The 16085-nt window shown below is 63.0% G+C and carries 14 protein-coding genes; 5 read left to right on the top strand and 9 right to left on the bottom strand.

The window, feature by feature from the left end; genetic code table 11:
• The first annotated feature begins 2 nt into the window (after positions 1 to 2).
• From neuC to Q7J58_RS03915, 5 genes are read left to right on the top strand one after another with little or no spacing between them, the layout of a single operon-like run.
• Entirely contained in the window at positions 3 to 1118 is a 1116-nt protein-coding gene (neuC, locus tag Q7J58_RS03935) for a UDP-N-acetylglucosamine 2-epimerase (RefSeq protein ID WP_304823713.1), read from the top strand.
• Positions 1115 to 1906 carry a glycosyltransferase family 25 protein gene (locus tag Q7J58_RS03930; RefSeq protein ID WP_304823710.1) on the top strand — a complete coding sequence of 264 codons (792 nt, stop codon included), beginning with the start codon at positions 1115 to 1117 and terminating at the stop codon, positions 1904 to 1906. Before neuC ends, Q7J58_RS03930 begins: the two co-directional genes overlap by 4 nt.
• A gap of 5 nt (positions 1907 to 1911) precedes the next feature.
• Positions 1912 to 2676: a glycosyltransferase gene (locus tag Q7J58_RS03925; RefSeq protein ID WP_304823707.1), complete on the top strand. Its 765-nt coding sequence runs from the start codon at positions 1912 to 1914 to the stop codon at positions 2674 to 2676.
• Complete coding sequence (locus Q7J58_RS03920; protein ID WP_304823705.1) at positions 2673 to 3482, top strand: hypothetical protein; 810 nt, start codon at positions 2673 to 2675, stop codon at positions 3480 to 3482. Before Q7J58_RS03925 ends, Q7J58_RS03920 begins: the two co-directional genes overlap by 4 nt.
• Positions 3482 to 4384: a glycosyltransferase family 2 protein gene (locus Q7J58_RS03915; protein WP_304823702.1), complete on the top strand. Its 903-nt coding sequence runs from the start codon at positions 3482 to 3484 to the stop codon at positions 4382 to 4384. Before Q7J58_RS03920 ends, Q7J58_RS03915 begins: the two co-directional genes overlap by 1 nt.
• Positions 4385 to 4433: 49 nt before the next feature.
• Here the strand turns inward: Q7J58_RS03915 and Q7J58_RS03910 are convergent, their stop codons facing one another.
• The 9 genes from Q7J58_RS03910 to Q7J58_RS03870 all read right to left on the bottom strand — a co-directional run.
• Positions 4434 to 5669: an O-antigen ligase family protein gene (locus Q7J58_RS03910; protein ID WP_304823700.1), complete on the bottom strand. Its 1236-nt coding sequence runs from the start codon at positions 5667 to 5669 to the stop codon at positions 4434 to 4436.
• A gap of 167 nt (positions 5670 to 5836) precedes the next feature.
• The gene (locus Q7J58_RS03905; protein ID WP_304823698.1) at positions 5837 to 7192 is read right to left on the bottom strand and encodes a TolC family outer membrane protein; all 1356 of its coding nucleotides are present in this window, start codon (positions 7190 to 7192) and stop codon (positions 5837 to 5839) included.
• Positions 7193 to 7239: 47 nt separating this feature from the next.
• Positions 7240 to 7590, bottom strand: coding sequence for a rhodanese-like domain-containing protein (locus Q7J58_RS03900; protein WP_304823695.1), 351 nt, complete (start codon positions 7588 to 7590; stop codon positions 7240 to 7242).
• A gap of 10 nt (positions 7591 to 7600) precedes the next feature.
• Positions 7601 to 8278 (bottom strand): protein-L-isoaspartate O-methyltransferase, encoded by a 678-nt coding sequence (locus tag Q7J58_RS03895; RefSeq protein ID WP_304823827.1) that lies wholly within the window; start codon positions 8276 to 8278, stop codon positions 7601 to 7603.
• A 75-nt stretch (positions 8279 to 8353) separates the two neighbouring features.
• On the bottom strand, positions 8354 to 11551 hold the full coding sequence (locus Q7J58_RS03890) for an efflux RND transporter permease subunit (RefSeq protein ID WP_304823692.1): 3198 nt from the start codon (positions 11549 to 11551) through the stop codon (positions 8354 to 8356).
• Positions 11552 to 11561: 10 nt separating this feature from the next.
• The gene (locus tag Q7J58_RS03885; protein ID WP_304823690.1) at positions 11562 to 12767 is read right to left on the bottom strand and encodes an efflux RND transporter periplasmic adaptor subunit; all 1206 of its coding nucleotides are present in this window, start codon (positions 12765 to 12767) and stop codon (positions 11562 to 11564) included.
• Between the two features lie 62 nt (positions 12768 to 12829).
• On the bottom strand, positions 12830 to 13510 hold the full coding sequence (locus Q7J58_RS03880) for a TetR/AcrR family transcriptional regulator (protein ID WP_304823687.1): 681 nt from the start codon (positions 13508 to 13510) through the stop codon (positions 12830 to 12832).
• A 78-nt stretch (positions 13511 to 13588) separates the two neighbouring features.
• Positions 13589 to 15067, bottom strand: a complete 1479-nt coding sequence (locus Q7J58_RS03875; RefSeq protein WP_304823685.1) for a potassium/proton antiporter — start codon at positions 15065 to 15067, stop codon at positions 13589 to 13591.
• 451 nt (positions 15068 to 15518) lie between these two features.
• A partial coding sequence (locus tag Q7J58_RS03870) for a sigma-70 family RNA polymerase sigma factor (RefSeq protein WP_304823682.1) occupies positions 15519 to 16085 on the bottom strand: 567 nt, incomplete at its 5' end.

Below are 16085 nucleotides of genomic sequence, written 5' to 3'. Positions count from 1 at the left end.
CAATGAGCAAAAGGCTTCTCTTCGTCACCGGCACACGGGCCGACTACGGCAAGCTCGAACCGCTGGCCCATGCGGCCCAGCAAGCGGGTTTTGCTATCAGCTTCTTCATCACCGGCATGCACATGATGCGCCGCTACGGTGAAACCCGGCTGGAGGTGAAGCGTTTTCCCGAGGCTGATTTTTTTGAGCTTGTCAACCAGCGTGAAGGCGATGCGCTCGACTTCATCCTGTCCAAAACCATCCTCGGTTTCTCCGATTTCGTGCACGAGCACCGGCCCGATCTGGTCATCATCCATGGCGATCGCGTGGAGGCCCTGGCCGCAAGCATCGTCTGCGCCATGAAATACATCCCCTCGGCCCACATCGAAGGCGGCGAAGTCTCCGGCACCATCGACGAAAGCATTCGCCACTGCAACACCAAACTCTGCGCCACCCATTTCGTCAGCTCCGAAGCAGCCCGCGCCCGTGTGTTGGCGCTGGGCGAATCGCCCGACAGTGTTTACAACATTGGATCTCCCGAGCTCGATACCCACGCCCGCCCCTCGGGTGTGACCATCGAAGAAGTCAAGAAGCGTTACGCGATACCGTTCGACGAATACGGCATCGCCGTCTTCCATCCGGTGACATCGGAGGCCGACACCATCGGCGCTCAGGCCGCTTCGCTGTTCGGCCGGCTTGAGGCCAGTGGCAGGTGCTTCGTCGTCATTGCGCCCAACAACGACCCTGGGACCGAGGACATCTTTGCCGTGCTCGAAACCCTGTCCAAAGAACGCTTTAGGCTCATCCCCTCGATGCGTTTCAACTATTTCAGCGAATTGATGAAGCACGCTGCGGTGATGGTGGGCAATAGCAGCGCCGGGGTGCGCGAGGCGCCGTTTCTGGGGTTGCCGAGTCTGGATATCGGTACGCGCCAGACCAACCGAGCCCATTCACCTTCCATTCAGGCCAGCACAGCCTTTGAAATCGATGCGATTGATTGCTTTTTGGCCGAGCGTTGGGCACAACGCCTGCCCATGGACGCGTCTTTTGGTGCAGGCGACGCGGCAACGCGCTTTGCCGATATTCTCCAGAGCGCAGACTACTGGAGCCGTCCCGCGCAAAAGGTCTTTACCTCATGAGCCCAGCGTTGCGGTTGCCGGAACTGATGGTGCTGCTGATCAACCTGCCTCGCTCGACCGACCGCCGCGCGCGCATGGAGCGGCGAATGGCGGCGCTGGGGCTCGATTACGAGCTGATGCCCGCCGTCGACGGGCGCAACCGGCTTGAAGAGCTGCTGCCCAGTGTGGACGTGGCTGCCTTCGAGCGGCACGTCGGGCGCGATGTGCTGCCGGGTGAGATCGGCTGCTACCACTCGCACCTGCGGGCCTGGCGGCACTTTCTGGCTTCGGATGCGCAGGTGCTGCTGGTGCTGGAAGACGACATGGTCTTTCACGACGACTTTGCCGACGCGCTGCGCACAGCCCTGCGTGGTCGCGCGCACTGGGACATGCTCAAGCTGTCCAAGATCCGGGCCAAACAACCGGTTTGCCAAGGCCTGCTGGGTCCCTATCGACTGAACGCCTATATCGGCGCTGCCACCGGCTTCGGTGCCTATCTGGTACAGCGTGAAACGGCGCAGCGCCTGCTGCCACGGCTGCTGCCGATTCGCGCACCAATCGACCGAGAACTGGAACAGGTGCAGCGCCACGACATCAGGCACTTTGGCCTGGAGCCCTTTCCCAGCCACCCGCAGGATGAAGGGCAGAGCACCATCACGGGCTCAAACTTTGGCGCCGTCAAGCGCTACTCCCTGAGCCGGCGCTGGACCAAATACGCCGAACAAACAACCCACCTTATGGCGCGTGTCGCCTATCTGGCCCGAAAAGGCCGGCTCCAGCCCCGCCACGCAGCCCTGCCACTGGAATGAACCACATGAAACCACCGCGCGTCGTGCTCTGCATGAAGTGGGGCACGTTGTACCCCGCCGAATACGTCAATGTGTTGCATCAGGCCTGCCGGAGGGCTATCACTGGAAACTTCCGTTTCGTCTGTCTGACCAACGAGGCTGATGGCATCGAAACGGGTGTGGAAGTGTTCCCAATCCCCGACATCGGTCTGGACGAATGGCACTACTACAACGGGGCCTGGCCCAAGCTGGCGGTTTTCCTGTCCGATCTGTACGGTCTGACGGGCCGCGCCTTGTTCATTGACCTAGATACCGTGCTGCTGGGTAAGATTGATGCGTTCTTCGAGGCCCAGGGTCCGTTGGTGGCTATCGACTCCCGGCCCTGGCGACACAAGACTGGCGCTCCCCGCACCATGTCATCCATCTTCGCGTTCGACCTCGGTTCGCTGGGCTTCGTGGTCGACCGTATCAAGGCCGAGCGCGATGCCATGGTGGCCACCTACAAGATCGAACAAGACTACCTGCATGGCGTGGTTCCCGGCATCGCCTACTGGCCGCAAGACTGGATCGTCAGCTTCAAGTACCACGTGCGCCAGCCCCTGTTGATCGACCGCTTCCGCAAGCCGCAGCGCCCCGCTGAACTGGCCCGGGTGCTGGTGTTCCACGGCAAGCCACGCCCGGTGGATCTGGTGCGCCCGCCACCGGGCAACTGGGACCGTTTTCCTCACCACGGCTCGGGTGCCGTGGACTGGATGCAGTCCTACTGGAAAGACAACGGCGGGCAGGTATGAAACTGGTTCTTTCTCTCACGGCCATTCCGCCGCGCTTCCCCTATCTGGGTGAAACCCTTCGCTCGCTGCTCGCCCAGAGCGCGTCGGTCCATGCGGTCAACCTGTACTTGCCCAGAAAGTACCGCCGGTTCGAGTTCGACCCGGCCCAGCTGCCCACTGTGCCAGCCGGGGTGAACATCTGTCTGGTCGATACGGACTACGGGCCTGCGACCAAGGCATTGCCCGCTGTGGAGCAGTACAAAAGTCAGGATGTTGCCATCCTGTTTTGCGATGACGACAAGGTGTACGACCCCAGCTGGGCACAACGCTTTCTGGACGCGAGCCGTGCGCATCCGGATTGCTGCATCGTGGAAGAAGGCGGCGATGTGGCGGATTACTCGTCGCATAGCTTCCGGGGCGAGTGCCAGCCGCGCTCTTCCCGGCGTCCCAAGGACTGGGCGTACCGGCTGCGGCGCGCGCTTTCGCTGGGCACCTGGAAGCCCCGCAAGAATGTGGGCAGTGGCTATGTCGACATGCTTGAAGGATGGGGTGGTGTGCTGGTGAAGCCCCGGTTCTTCACCGATGCCGCCTTCGACATTCCAGAGATCCTGTGGATGGTGGACGACATCTGGCTCTCGGGTCAGCTCGCCCTGAACGGTGTTCCGATCTGGCTCAACGGCGAAGGACATCACCGCGCCCAGGGTAACACCAACGAGGTGAAAGAAGCATCACTGCGTAAGCTGGTGCACGAAGGGCATGGCCGCGTGGCAGCCAACCAGGCCTGTGTGGATTACTTCAGGGACACACACCACATCTGGGGCGGCTGATGCGCTGCTGCACCATCGTCATTCCCACCCACAACCGGGATACGCTGCTGGAGCGCGCAGTGCGCTCGGCCCTGACCGCTTGCCCGGTAGACGGCGAGGTGCTGGTGGTCGATGACAAGTCCGACATACCGGCTGCACAGGTTATCCGACGACTGGACGATCCTCGACTGAGGGTGACGGTCAATCCCGGCCCTTCAGGGGCTTCCAGTGCTCGAAACTGGGGTGTGTTACAAGCGGCGGGTGAGATCGTCTTCTTTCTGGACGATGATGATGAAATGCTTGCAGACTATTGCACCCGGGTGCTTCAGACGGTGCTGAGATCCAGTGCTGCGGTATGGGGCTTTGCCAGCACCGTAGAACGTTCGGGATCCGATATTTGCATGGATCGTTCTCGGCAGCGACGCCGTCTCCGGCGGGGTATTGTTCCAGAGACCAGCCCGCTGAAGGACCGTATCGCGGCCGTCAGCGATGGCCTCTGGATTCGACGCGATACCTTTGTGCAGCTCGGTGGCTTCACGGTGGAGCAAGTTATCGATGAAGACACCGACCTTTGCCTACAACTTATCGCCTGTGGGCAACAGCCATGGTACGAAGTCGAGCCCGGTACCATCGTCTACCGGGGATATGTGCCGACCAGTGAGAAGGCTGCACAACTCACGGTCTCGACAGCGTCCTTGATTGGATTGGAATGCTACCGGCGCACGCACGACCGAAATGCCAACAGCTTTCCAGCTTATAGCCGGGAGCGCTGGTTCCTGTGCACCCGTTTCCTGCGGCGGGCGGCCAAACAGGGCCAGCGTGAGAGGGCTTGGATCTTTGTCAGAGGCCTGTCACCGACACCGTTGCGGTACGCGGCGGCGGTTTTTCTGGCAATCAAGGTGTTGGCTCGCGGTGCCTATTGACCGGCTGCGTCCTCCTTCCGGATCGCGGATGTCATGTCGGTAGATTTTCTCAGGCGACCGTCTCTTCCGTACATATTGGTCCTGAAGCCAGCAGGCCCAGTACCGGTATGAAGAAATAGGCCTGTGCACGGATCAGTAGGCCGCTGTCCGACAGACAGGTTAAGCCCAGGATGACAACATAGACAGGCAACAACGGGTTGCGATCAGGCATCTGCAGCCATGCCACCAGCACACTGGCGAGCAACGCGCAAAAGGCCAGTACACCCAGCAAACCGGTCTCGACGCCGAACAGCAGGAACTGGTTGTGTGGCTGGGCGCAACCGATGCTGCACATATGTTCGTCCGCAAAGGCTTTTTCCACTAACGGGGTGTATGATCCCGCGCCGTGACCCAAGAGGGGTTTTTCCCGGATCAGGCCAAGGGAGATGTTCCACATCTGCAGGCGTGCACCCACCGAGGAATAGTCGTTCTTGAATTGGAACTGGGTCACCTCCTCGTAGGCTTGCTGGAACCTGCTCTGCAGACTGCTTGACGAAAGACCCAGTAACAGTGCCACCAGCACGAAGCCTCCGAGGGAAGGGAGCACCCACCTTCGCGGCACAGACACCATCAACAGCGTCAGCAGAGCCACCATCAGTGCCACCTGTCCGGTGCGTGCGATGCTGAGGTGGGTGATGCTGAGTGCCGCAAGCGTCGATAGAGCTATCCATAACACGCGGTATCCTGTCAATTGGCTGCGACGTGCGCGGTGGAGGCAGAATGCAGCGAAGAAGGCCATCACCACCGTCTGCGCGATGTGGTGTTGAAATACACCGGTGTCGCCATTTAGATCAGTCTGGTAAGTGCGCGTCCAAGGCATGTCGAACCAGATGTCTGCGTAGGCGTGGGCCAGCGTGACGATCATGCCCGCCGCAAAACCATTCCAGCAGCGATACCGCCATTGTGGTGTGTCTATCAGCGACACGATGATCGGAATGAACAGCAATTTACTGTAGGCTTGGACGCTGATCAGCATCCGCTGCAAATCGGCTTCGCTGTAGAGAGTGCTGATTGCGATGATCAAAAACAGTCCGATAGAGGCCGCTGTCACAGGGCTTCGCCGCATAAGGCTCAGTTTGTGGGGAAAGTCGCCCGACAGCAGCCAGCCTGCGATCATCAAAGTGGAAGATATATTGAATAGCGCCTTCGAAAATGAGATGGAAAACAAGAGTCCAATCACACCCCATCGTGCCAAGGTCAGCATTCGGTCTTGAAACGAGTTCATGTTGTGTGCGATGTACTCCATGGGACCGCAGCGGGGAGATTGGAAAACATTTTCCATGAGGCCGCTCTATTGGCCCACTGGACATCAGTACTTTGTTGTGAGTCGGGGAGAGGCGCCTGCTAGGAAGCGCTGAGCGCAGGTACTCACATATGCGCCGTTGCACCCCAGCAATGTGATGCCCGTTGGCCTTACTTCTGAAGCAACCCATTCACCACCAACAAATCCTGCGCCGCCAGCTGCCCACTGGCCTGCTTCAACCGCAGGCCACCCAGCAACACGTTGTAGCGCGCCACGGCCAGATCGCGTTTGGTCTGGAACAGCTGGCTTTGGGCGTTGAGTACGTCGATGTTGATGCGCACACCCACCTGGTAACCCAATTTGTTCGCGTCCAGGGCGCTTTGGCTGGATGCTTCGGCGGCTTCCAGGGCTTTCACCTGGCCTTGGCCTGAGAGCACGCCGAAGTAGGCAGCGCGGGTGGCCTGGCTCACGCCACGCTGGGCGGCTTGCAGGTCGGTGCGGGCTTTGTCTTCCAGCGCCAGGGTTTCCTTGATGCGGTTTTGCACCGCGCCGCCGGTGTACAGCGGCATGTTGAACTGCAGGCCCACGCTGGCGGTGTTGGTTCGCACGTTGTTCGGGAATCCAGTGGTGGGCGCCCGTGCAATCTGGTATTGGCCCACCAGGTCCAGCGTGGGCTGGTGGCCGGTTTCGGCTTTGCGGGTTTCCAGCTGCGCCATTTCAAGGCCTTTGGTGGCTTGCAGCACGGCGGGGTGGCGGGTTTCGGCCTGGGCCACCCAGGCTTGCGGGTCGGCGGGTGTCAGGGCGGGCAGCGCCACGGGAGCCGCCAGGGGCTTGGGCGCCACGCCGGCCTTGCCCACCAGTTGGTCGAGCGCCAGTTTCTTGACGCGCAAGTCGTTTTCAGCAGCAATTTCTTGCGCCAGCACCAGGTCAAACCGGGCCTGCGCTTCGCGCGAGTCGGTCACGGTGGTGGTGCCCACCTCAAAGTTGCGTTTGGCCGCGGCCAGTTGCTCCGATACAGCCGTTTTTTGCGCCTTGACGAAGGTGAGCGTGTCTTCGGCGGCCAGCACGTCAAAGTAGGCCTGCGTGGTGCGCACGATCAGGTCTTGTTCGGCGGTGTCCAGTTGGGCTTTGGCGACGTCGATGCTGAGCTGCGCCTGGTCGTTGACCAACTGGTTGGCGGGACGGTAGAGCGGGTGGCTGGCCGATAGCGCCACGCTTTGGCTGTTGCTGGTGCCTTCCAGGGCGGCGGCCGAGCTGTCGCGGCGGGCCCAGTTGGCGGCGGCAGCCAGGCCCGCCTGCGGCAGCAAGCCAGCGCGGGCTTGGGCGGCTTTGGCTTGGCTGGCATCAAACTGGGAGAGCGCCGACAGGTAGGTGGCGTCAAAGCCCCGTGCCGCTTCGTAGAGTTCCACCAGGCTTTGGGCCTGCGCACCGCTGGCGCCGCCCAGCGCCAACAAAGCGCCGATGGCCAAGCGGCTGAGCGCCAAGGGGCGCTGGGTGTGGGACGGGCGGTTGGAATGGGCGTTCATGGAATTTCCTTTGAGACGGAGCGGTGGGGCAGCAAGGCGCGGTGGGCTCAGTAGACCGGAACCGTGGGGTCGAGTTCGTGAGACCAGGCGTGGATGCCGCCGTGGATGTTGACGATGTGGGCGAAGCCCTGGTTTGTCAGAAAGTGGGCCACCTGCGCGCTGCGGGCGCCATGGTGGCACAGGCAGGCAATCGGCTGGTTGCGGTCCAGCTCCAGGTAGCGGGCGGGCACGCTGCGCATGGGCATGTGCAGCAGCTGGAAACCATTGGCCTTGACCGATGCGGTTTGCAGTTCCCAGGGCTCGCGCACGTCCAGCACAACGGGCAAGGCGCCTGGTGGCGTCTGGGTCTCGGCGGCTTTCAGCCAGTCCTGGAGTTGGGCGGGGTGGATCGAGATCATGGCGTGCAACTCAGAACTGAAAGCGCGAGGGTTCGGGGAAGTTCTGCAGCCGAGGCGCCACGGTGTCCCAGGGCTGAGCGGTCTGGAACGATGCGTCGCCCACGCGGGTGACCACCGTGGCGCGCATCACGGGTTCTTGGCCCACGATGGCGACCAGCCGGCCACCGGGCGCCAGCAGGGCCAGCAGCGCTGGCGGGACCTCGGCCACCGAGCCGCTGAGCACGATGGCGTCAAAAGGGCCTTCGGCGGTGCAGGCCGCAAACTGGTTGGCGGCGGCATCGGCGGTGCGCACGTCGGCGTTGGTGATGCCGGCATTTTGCAGGTTCTCCCGGGCGTTGCGGGCCAGGTTGGGATCGATTTCAATCGACACCACGCGTTGCGCCAGGCTGGCCAGCAGTGCGGCCATGTAGCCGCTGCCGGTGCCCACTTCCAGCACCTTGTCGGTCGGTTTGAGCTGCAGGTCTTGCAGCTGACGGGCTTCCACCTTGGGCGCCAGCAGGCACTGGCCTTCCACGGCCGGGTGGGTCAGGGGCAGTTCCATGTCGGCAAAAGCGAGCGCCTGGTGCGCTGCGGGCACAAATGCCTCGCGGTGCACGCGGCTCAGCAGCTCCAGCACGTTGGCGTCCAACACTTCCCACGGCCGGATTTGCTGTTCGATCATGTTGAATCGGGCTTGGTCGAGGCTCATGGGCTTGGCGGTGGTGGCGGTCTGAGAGGTCATGTTTGATACTCCGGTGGGTATGTTAGCCGATGTTGGTTCATTTTACTGAGCGCTGGCCGGTGCGACCCTGACATCGGTGCTGGCAAGGGCTGCGGCTGGCCCGCCAAACTTGCGGCGCAGCCACTGCGCCAGGTCGTCCATGTAGCAGTACACCACGGGGACCACCACCAGCGTGAGCAGCGACGAGGTGATGACGCCGCCAATGACCGCTTGCCCCATGGGTGCGCGCTGTTCGGAACCTTCGGTGAGCGCAAACGCCAGCGGCACCATGCCAAACACCATGGCCAGCGTGGTCATGAGAATCGGGCGCAGCCGCACCTGGGCCGCCAGCAGCAAGGCGCTTTCGCGGTCCAGCGGCGCAGCGCCATCCAGCCCGTGGCGGGCGCGTATGGCAAAGTCCACCAGCAAAATGGCATTTTTGGTCACCAAGCCCATCAGAAGCACGATGCCGATGACCGAGAACATGCTCATGGTGGAACCGAACAGCAGCAGCGTGACCACCACGCCAATGAGCGTGAGCGGCAGCGAGGTCATGAGTGCCAGCGGCTGCAAGAAGCTCTGGAACTGGCTGGCCAGGATCATGTAGATGAAGATAACGGCCAGCGCGAGCGCCGACACCGCGTAGCCAAACGATTCCTGCATGTTTTTCGTGGAGCCGCCGAACTCGTAGCGGTAGCCGGGCGGGAAGGGTGTGCTGTCGAGCACGCGCCGGATGTCGGCCGACACATCGCCCGCCGAGCGGCCGTACACGTTGGCATTGATCGCCACTTCGCGGTTCAGGTTGCGCCGGTTGATCTGGTTGGGCCCGGTCGATTCGACCACCTGTGCCACCTGGCCCAGGCGCACCACGCGGGCGGCGCCGTCGGCGCCGGTGCCCACCACAAAGGGCAGTTGCTCCAGGTCGCTGGTGCGTTGGCGCAGTTCGGGCGCCAGGCGCACGTTCACGTCGTAGCTCTCGCCGTCCACCGCGCGCCAGTTGCCCACGGTTTGCCCGGCCACCAGGGTGCGCAGGCTGCTGGCCACAGCCGCCGCGCTCAGCCCGGCGTCGGAAGCGATTTCGCGCCGCATCACCACGTCCACCGTGGGTTTGTCGGGTTTCACGCTGGCGTCCAGGTCCACCAGACCCACGATGGGGCGGATGCGCTCCATCACCTGGGCGGTCAGGCGTTCCAGCTCGGCCAGGTCGTCGCCCTGCAGCGAAAACTCCACCTGTTTGTTGCCGCCCACCGGGTCGAGCAGGCCGGCATGCGTCACGGTGATGCCGGGCACGCTGCGCAAGCGTTCGCGCAGTTTGGCCGACATGGCGTCGGCGCTCAGCGTGCGGTCTTTGCGGTCCACCAGGCGCACATACACGCTCGCGTACATGGTGCCCACCGCGTTGCCGGTGTTCAGCGTGGCCAGGGTGTATTTCACTTCCGGGAACTCGCGCAGCACCGCTTCCACCTGCCGGGTTTTGGCTTCGGTAGCGGCCAGCGACGAGCCCACCGGGGTATGGAAGCTCAGCGAGGTTTCAGAAAAGTCGGCTTTGGGTACGAATTCGGTACCCAACAGCGGCACCATGAAAATGCTGCCCACAAATGTGGCCAGCGCCAGGCCCAGTGTGGCGAGCTTGTGTGCGAGCGACCAGCGCAACGCGCCCTGGTAAGACGCGGTCATGCTGTCCTGCAGGCGGTCAAACCAGCCGGTGACGCGGCCAATGGTTTTGTCGTAAAGGGTGCGTGGGGCTTCGTGTTTCCCGTGTTTTTCAATTTCCGGGTCGTGCCACACGCTGGAGAGCATGGGGTCGAGCGTGAAGCTGACGAACATGGAAATGAGCACGGCGGCCACCATGGTGATGCCGAATTCGTGGAAAAACTTGCCGATGATGCCGCCCATGAAACCGATGGGCAGAAACACCGCCACGATGGACAGCGTGGTGGCCAGCACCGCCAGCCCAATCTCTTGCGTGCCGTCCATCGCTGCGTTGAAGGGCGTTTTGCCCATCTGCACATGGCGCACGATGTTCTCGCGCACCACGATGGCATCGTCGATCAGCAAACCCACCGACAGCGTGAGCGCCATCAGCGTGATCATGTTGATGGTGAAGCCAAACAGGTTCATGAAAAAGAAGGTGCCGATGAGCGCAATGGGCAGCGTCAGGCCGGTGATGACGGTGGAGCGCCACGAGTTCAGAAACAAAAACACGATCAGCACCGTGAGCAGTGCGCCTTCAATCAGCGTGCGGCGCACGTTGTCCACCGACACGCGAATCGGCCGAGAGCCGTCGGTGATCTGCTCCAGCCGCATGCCGGGTGGTACCTCGGCCTGCAGCGCTTGCACCGCCGCCTTCAGGCCGTCGGTGACGGCGATGGTGTTTTCGTCTTGTGCTTTTTGTACCTGCAGCAGCAGCGTGCGCTGGCCGTTGTACAGCGCCAGGCTTTCCACCTCTTCGGTGCTGTCACTCACCCGCGCCACCTGCGACAAATAGACGGGCGAGCCGCCGCGCCGGGCCACGATGATGGATTCAAAGTCCTTCGGGTTTTTCAGGCGGGACAGCACCTGCACCACGCGCTCGCGCTCAGCGGTTTTGAGCGTGCCCACCGGCAGGTCCTGGTTTTCGTTGCGCACGGCGCTGGTGATCTGCTCGGCCGTGATGCCCAGTGCCTCCATGGCCTTGGGGTTCAGGTCGATGTTGACCGCACGCTGCGTGCCGCCCACGAGCGTGACCGAGCCCACACCGCGCACGTTTTCCAGTCGCTTTTTCAGGGTTTGTTCGGCCCAGGTGGTGACCTCGACCGCCGAGGGTTTGTTGCCGTCCGTACCCTCAGGAATGACCGCCAGCGACCAGATGGAGCGCGCCGCCGGGTCAAAGCGCAGCACGCGCGGCTCTTTCACCTCGGTGCGCAGGGTGGGCCGCAGAATCGCGATCTTCTCGCGCACGTCTTCTGCCGCCTTGCGGCCGTCCACCGTCAGCTGAAATTCAATGATGACGACCGATTGGCCCTCGTAGCTGCGCGAGCTCAAGGTGTTCACGCCCGCGATGGCGTTCACCGCTTCTTCGACCTTTTTGGTCAGTTCCGACTCGACAATCTCGGGCGACGCACCGGGGTATTCGGTGGTCACCACCACCACCGGAAAGTCGATGTTGGGGAACTGGTCGATCTGCAGCCGCTGGAATGAAAACAGTCCCAGCACCACAAAGGCGACCATCACCATCGTGGCAAACACCGGGTTGCGCAACGAGACTTGGGTGAACCACATGGTGCGGTGCTCAGTGGGTGGTGGTGGCGGGGGCGGGGGCGGGGGCGGGGTTGGCGCTGGGTGCTGTGCTGTGGGGCTCAGCGGCTGGCAGGCGCACCGCCGTGCCTTCGCGTATCAGCCCAGCCTGCGCCCGCAGCAGCTGGGTACCGGCGGGTATACCCTCCAGCGCCACCATGGGTTCGCCGTCCAGCAGACCGCGCGCGCCGGGCACCACGGTTTGGTGTTGCACACGGCCATCGCGCAGCAGCTGCACGTAGGGCTGCGGTTTGTCGTTGCGCACCGCCGAGAGCGGCACCGCCAGCGCTTTCACCTGCCCGGTCACGATGTGCCCCTGGGCAAACAGCCCCTGGCGCATGCCCGTACCCGCCGGCACCCGCAGGTACACCAGCACGCTGCGGCTGCCCGCTTGCACGCTGGGGTTGATGCGCGCCACGGTGGCCTGCACCGGTTGCGCCAGGCCCTCCACCGCCAGGCTCACCTGCTGGCCGGGCAGCACAGCCACCGCGTCCGTGGGGGCCAGCGCGGCTTCCAGCTCAAAGCCCGCCAGGTCCACCACCTCCAGCAGGCGGGCGTCCAGCGCCACCCGCTCGCCGTTTTGCACCAGCCGGGCCGACACCTGGCCGTTCAGGGGCGAGCGCAGGGTGGTGTCGGCCAGCGTTTTGCGGGCGATGTCGCGTGCGGCCAGCGCTGCCTGGTGGTTCGCCTCGGCGGCGGCCAGGTTGGCGCTGGCGGTTTCCAGCGCCGTGGCCGAAATGAAGCCCTGGCGCACCAGGGCCTGGTTGTTCTCCAGCGTGCGCCGGGCAATGCTCACCTGTGCCAGGGCCGCCTCGGCTTGTTGGCTGGCCTGGCGCAGCCGGGCTTGCGCCTCGGTGCTGTCGATGCGCGCCACCACTTCGCCGGCCCGCACCGTGTCGCCTTCGCGCTTGCCAAGGCCTTGCACCTCGCCGGCCACGCGGGCCTTGATAACCGCTGTTTGCAAGGCCTTGAGCGAGCCCGAAATGCCCACGGTTTGCGTCAGCGTCAGCGGCAGCACCGCCACCACGTCTTGTGCCGTCAGCGCGTACACCGGGGCCTGCTGCAGGGCGGTGGCGGCCTGGTTGGCGGCTTCGCGTTGTGCGGTGCGTTTGTTCAGGGCGCGCACCAAGCCCAGCGCAATGGCCAGTACCAGCAAAGCCAGCAACAACCATTGAATCCAGGGGCGACGTGGGGTGTTCATGGGTGCAATAAAAAGTTAAGGATTTGGACGGTGGTTTGGTCGTGGTGGGCGAGCGCTCGGTCTCAACCAGAGGCCAGCATGCCACCGAGCAGCAGGCTGACCTGGCTGTCGATAAAACTCACGGGGTCGATCTGCTGCGACGCTGGGCAGCACGGTGCCATGGAATGTTTCCACATCAGCAGAAAAATCATGGGGGCGATCAGGCTGTACACCGCGTATTCCAGCTGCAGCGGTCGAAATTCGCCGCTGTCCATGCCGCGTTGCAGCACCCGGCGCAGCAGGTTGTAGCCGGGGCCCACCACCTCTTGTTGGTAAAAAGCGGCAATCTCAGGAAACATGCCCGCTTCGCTCATCACCAGCTTGGTGATGCCCGAGGCCGCCGTCATGCCGATGCGCTCCCACCAGCTGTGCATGCAATAGCGCACCAACTCGGCATTGCTGCCGTCAAAGCGGTCCAGTTCTTCGTTCCATTCGGTGAAACGCCCGGCAATGGTCTCGCGCACCACCGCCTTGAACAGCTCTTCTTTGCTGGGGAAGTACAGAAACAGCGTGCCTTTGGAGACACCCGCCCGCGCGGCGACTTCTTCAACCCGCGTGGCTGCAAACCCTTTTTCAACAAACAAGGCCAGCGCGGCATCCACCAGCTCCCCGGGACGTGCTTCCTTGCGGCGCGCACGGCGATGCGGCGGCGCGGCATCGGTGGCAGCGTCGTCCAAGGGATCGTTGTCGGGAGCAGAGGACACAGGTGGGTGAATTTTAATGACCGGTGGGTTATTAATATACCCCATACCGCTCAGCGGTCCGACCGCCTTTTGAGGCGTTCAACCCAGCTTGATCCCCACATGCCCGATGCGCTTGCCTTTCATGTCGCGCACGCTGATCTCTGCCGTGCCCAGCAGCACGCTGTCGCCTGGCACCGGCGGGCGGTTCAGCTCGGCTTGCAGCCAGTCGCCTATGGCCTGGGTTGGCTCGTTGGGCACAGGCAGTCCATAAAAACCGCAAATGTCTTCCATGGGTGTGCTGGCGTCCATGACAAAGTCGCCCAGCACCAGCCGGGAGTGCGCGGTGTCGTCGGGGTCTGGGATCGTCACGCCCAGTCGGTTGGCGCTCCAGGCGATGGTGGAGCCCTGCAGCAGCAGCGACGTGATCACCACCACAAACGCCACATTGAAGAAAGTCTGCGCCCCCGGCAAGCCTGCCATGACCGGAAACACCGCCAGCACAATCGGCACCGCACCGCGCAGTCCCACCCACGAAATGAAGGTGATCTCACGCGGTTTGAAGTGCAGCGGCGCCAGACACAGCCACACCGACAGGGGCCGTGCCACCAGCATCAGCACCAGCGAGACGCCCAGCGCGGGCCACAGCGTGCGCAGCAGGTCAGAGGGTGTCACCAGCAGCCCGAGCAGCAAGAACATACCGGCCTGGGACAGCCAGGCGTAGCCATCCATGGCCGACAGCGAGGTCCGCACTTGTCGGCGCGCCCGGTTGCCTACCACCACGCCCATGATGTAGACCGCCAAAAAACCCGAGCCACCAAACCAGGTGGTGAACGCAAACACCGCCAGACCGCCCGATACCACCAGCAGCGCCCGAATACCACCGCCACCGTCTTCCCCCCGGCCGAGCCGCTTGAGCAGTTCGGCCAGTGCCCAGCCGCAACCGAGCCCCAGCACGGTGCCCCAGCCAAACTGCTGCAGCAGCGACAGCAACACATTCCAGGCACTTAACGCTCCCGCACCGCCGCTGGCCACAGCCAAGGCAATGCCAATAAAAGTCAGCGTCAGGTACACCGCCATCGGGTCGTTCATGCCCGACTCAATCTCCAGCGTGGCCGCCACCCGCTCGTTCAGGTGCACGCCCGACGACTTGAGCAGCGAAAACACCGCCGCCGCATCGGTTGACCCCACGATCGCGCCCACCAGCAAGGCCAGTGGCCAAGACAAATCCAGCAACCAGTACGCCGCCGCACCCGTGATGGCGGTGCACAGCACCACGCCCACCGTGGCCAGCAGCAGCGAAGGCCGCAAACCGGTGCGAAACGTGCTCAAGTTGGTGCGCAAGCCACCGTCCAGCAAGATCACCGCCAGCGCCACGTTGCCCACCCAGAAACTCAGCCGAAAGTCGTTGAACACCAGGCCGCCAGGCCCGTCCACGCCAGCCAGCGTGCCCACCACCAGAAACACCAGCAGAAAAGAAAAACCGATGCGCGCTGAAAACACCCCCGCCAGCACGCTGATGAAGACGAGCGCAGCAGCAGCCAGCAGGGGCAGGGTGAGGAAATCGAGGGAAAGAGCCATGCGTGGAAACTAACAGAAAGCGTGCCAACAAAAGTGACAATGCGCCACCGCGCCCGCTTGTGGGGCCGGATATTGCTGTGTGGCAAACGTCGGTTGGCGTACCGACGCGTCCACCCTGTGGCGCTGCCACCGCGGGTATGGGCTTGGTGCCGTCCACCCCGCCTGAAGGCACTGCGTCAGGTCTGTTGGGGTGGCGGACCCGGCTGTACGGTCGCTCCAGCGGGGACCGGGCCGCACCAGGGCTGAAAATCCCGTACGGCCCTTGCGTATCGCGCCCGCTCAAGCGAAGAAACTATGCCAAATGCCGTCGGCTTCCGTGAATGGCTGTGGTGAAGGCTTGTTGCACGAACAACTTCACCGCAGCTTCACAGTAGATCGGATGGTGTCCCTGATTCCAAACCACCAAGACACTGAGCGGTGCGCTTTGTCCCCACCCGCAAGGATGGGGCGTTTACATCGTGTCGATGAAGCTGCGCAGCTTGTCTGAGCGGCTCGGGTGCTTGAGCTTGCGCACCGCCTTCGACTCGATCTGACGGATGCGCTCGCGTGTCACGTCGAACTGCTTGCCCACTTCTTCCAGCGTGTGGTCGGTCGACATCTCGATGCCAAAACGCATGCGCAACACCTTGGCTTCGCGCGGCGTCAGACTGTCCAGAATTTCCTTGACCACCTCGCGCAGACCGGCCTGCATGGCGGCCTCGATGGGCGCGGTGTTGGCCTGGTCTTCGATGAAATCGCCCAGGTGCGAATCGTCGTCGTCGCCGATGGGGGTTTCCATCGAGATCGGCTCTTTCGCGATCTTCATGATCTTGCGGATCTTGTCTTCCGGCATTTCCATCTTCAGTGCCAGCGTGGCCGGATCGGGCTCGATGCCGGTTTCCTGCAGGATCTGGCGGCTGATGCGGTTCATCTTGTTGATGGTTTCGATCATGTGCACCGGGATGCGGATGGTGCGCGCTTGGTCGGCGATCGAGCGCGTGATGGCCTGCCGTATCCACCACGTGGCGTAGGTGGAAAA

The organism is Hydrogenophaga sp., from assembly GCF_030656115.1.
Classification (GTDB): Bacteria; Pseudomonadota; Gammaproteobacteria; order Burkholderiales; family Burkholderiaceae_C; genus Hydrogenophaga.
The sequence above is the reverse complement of the archived record's forward strand: the minus strand, read 5'-3'. Positions and strand labels throughout refer to the sequence as shown.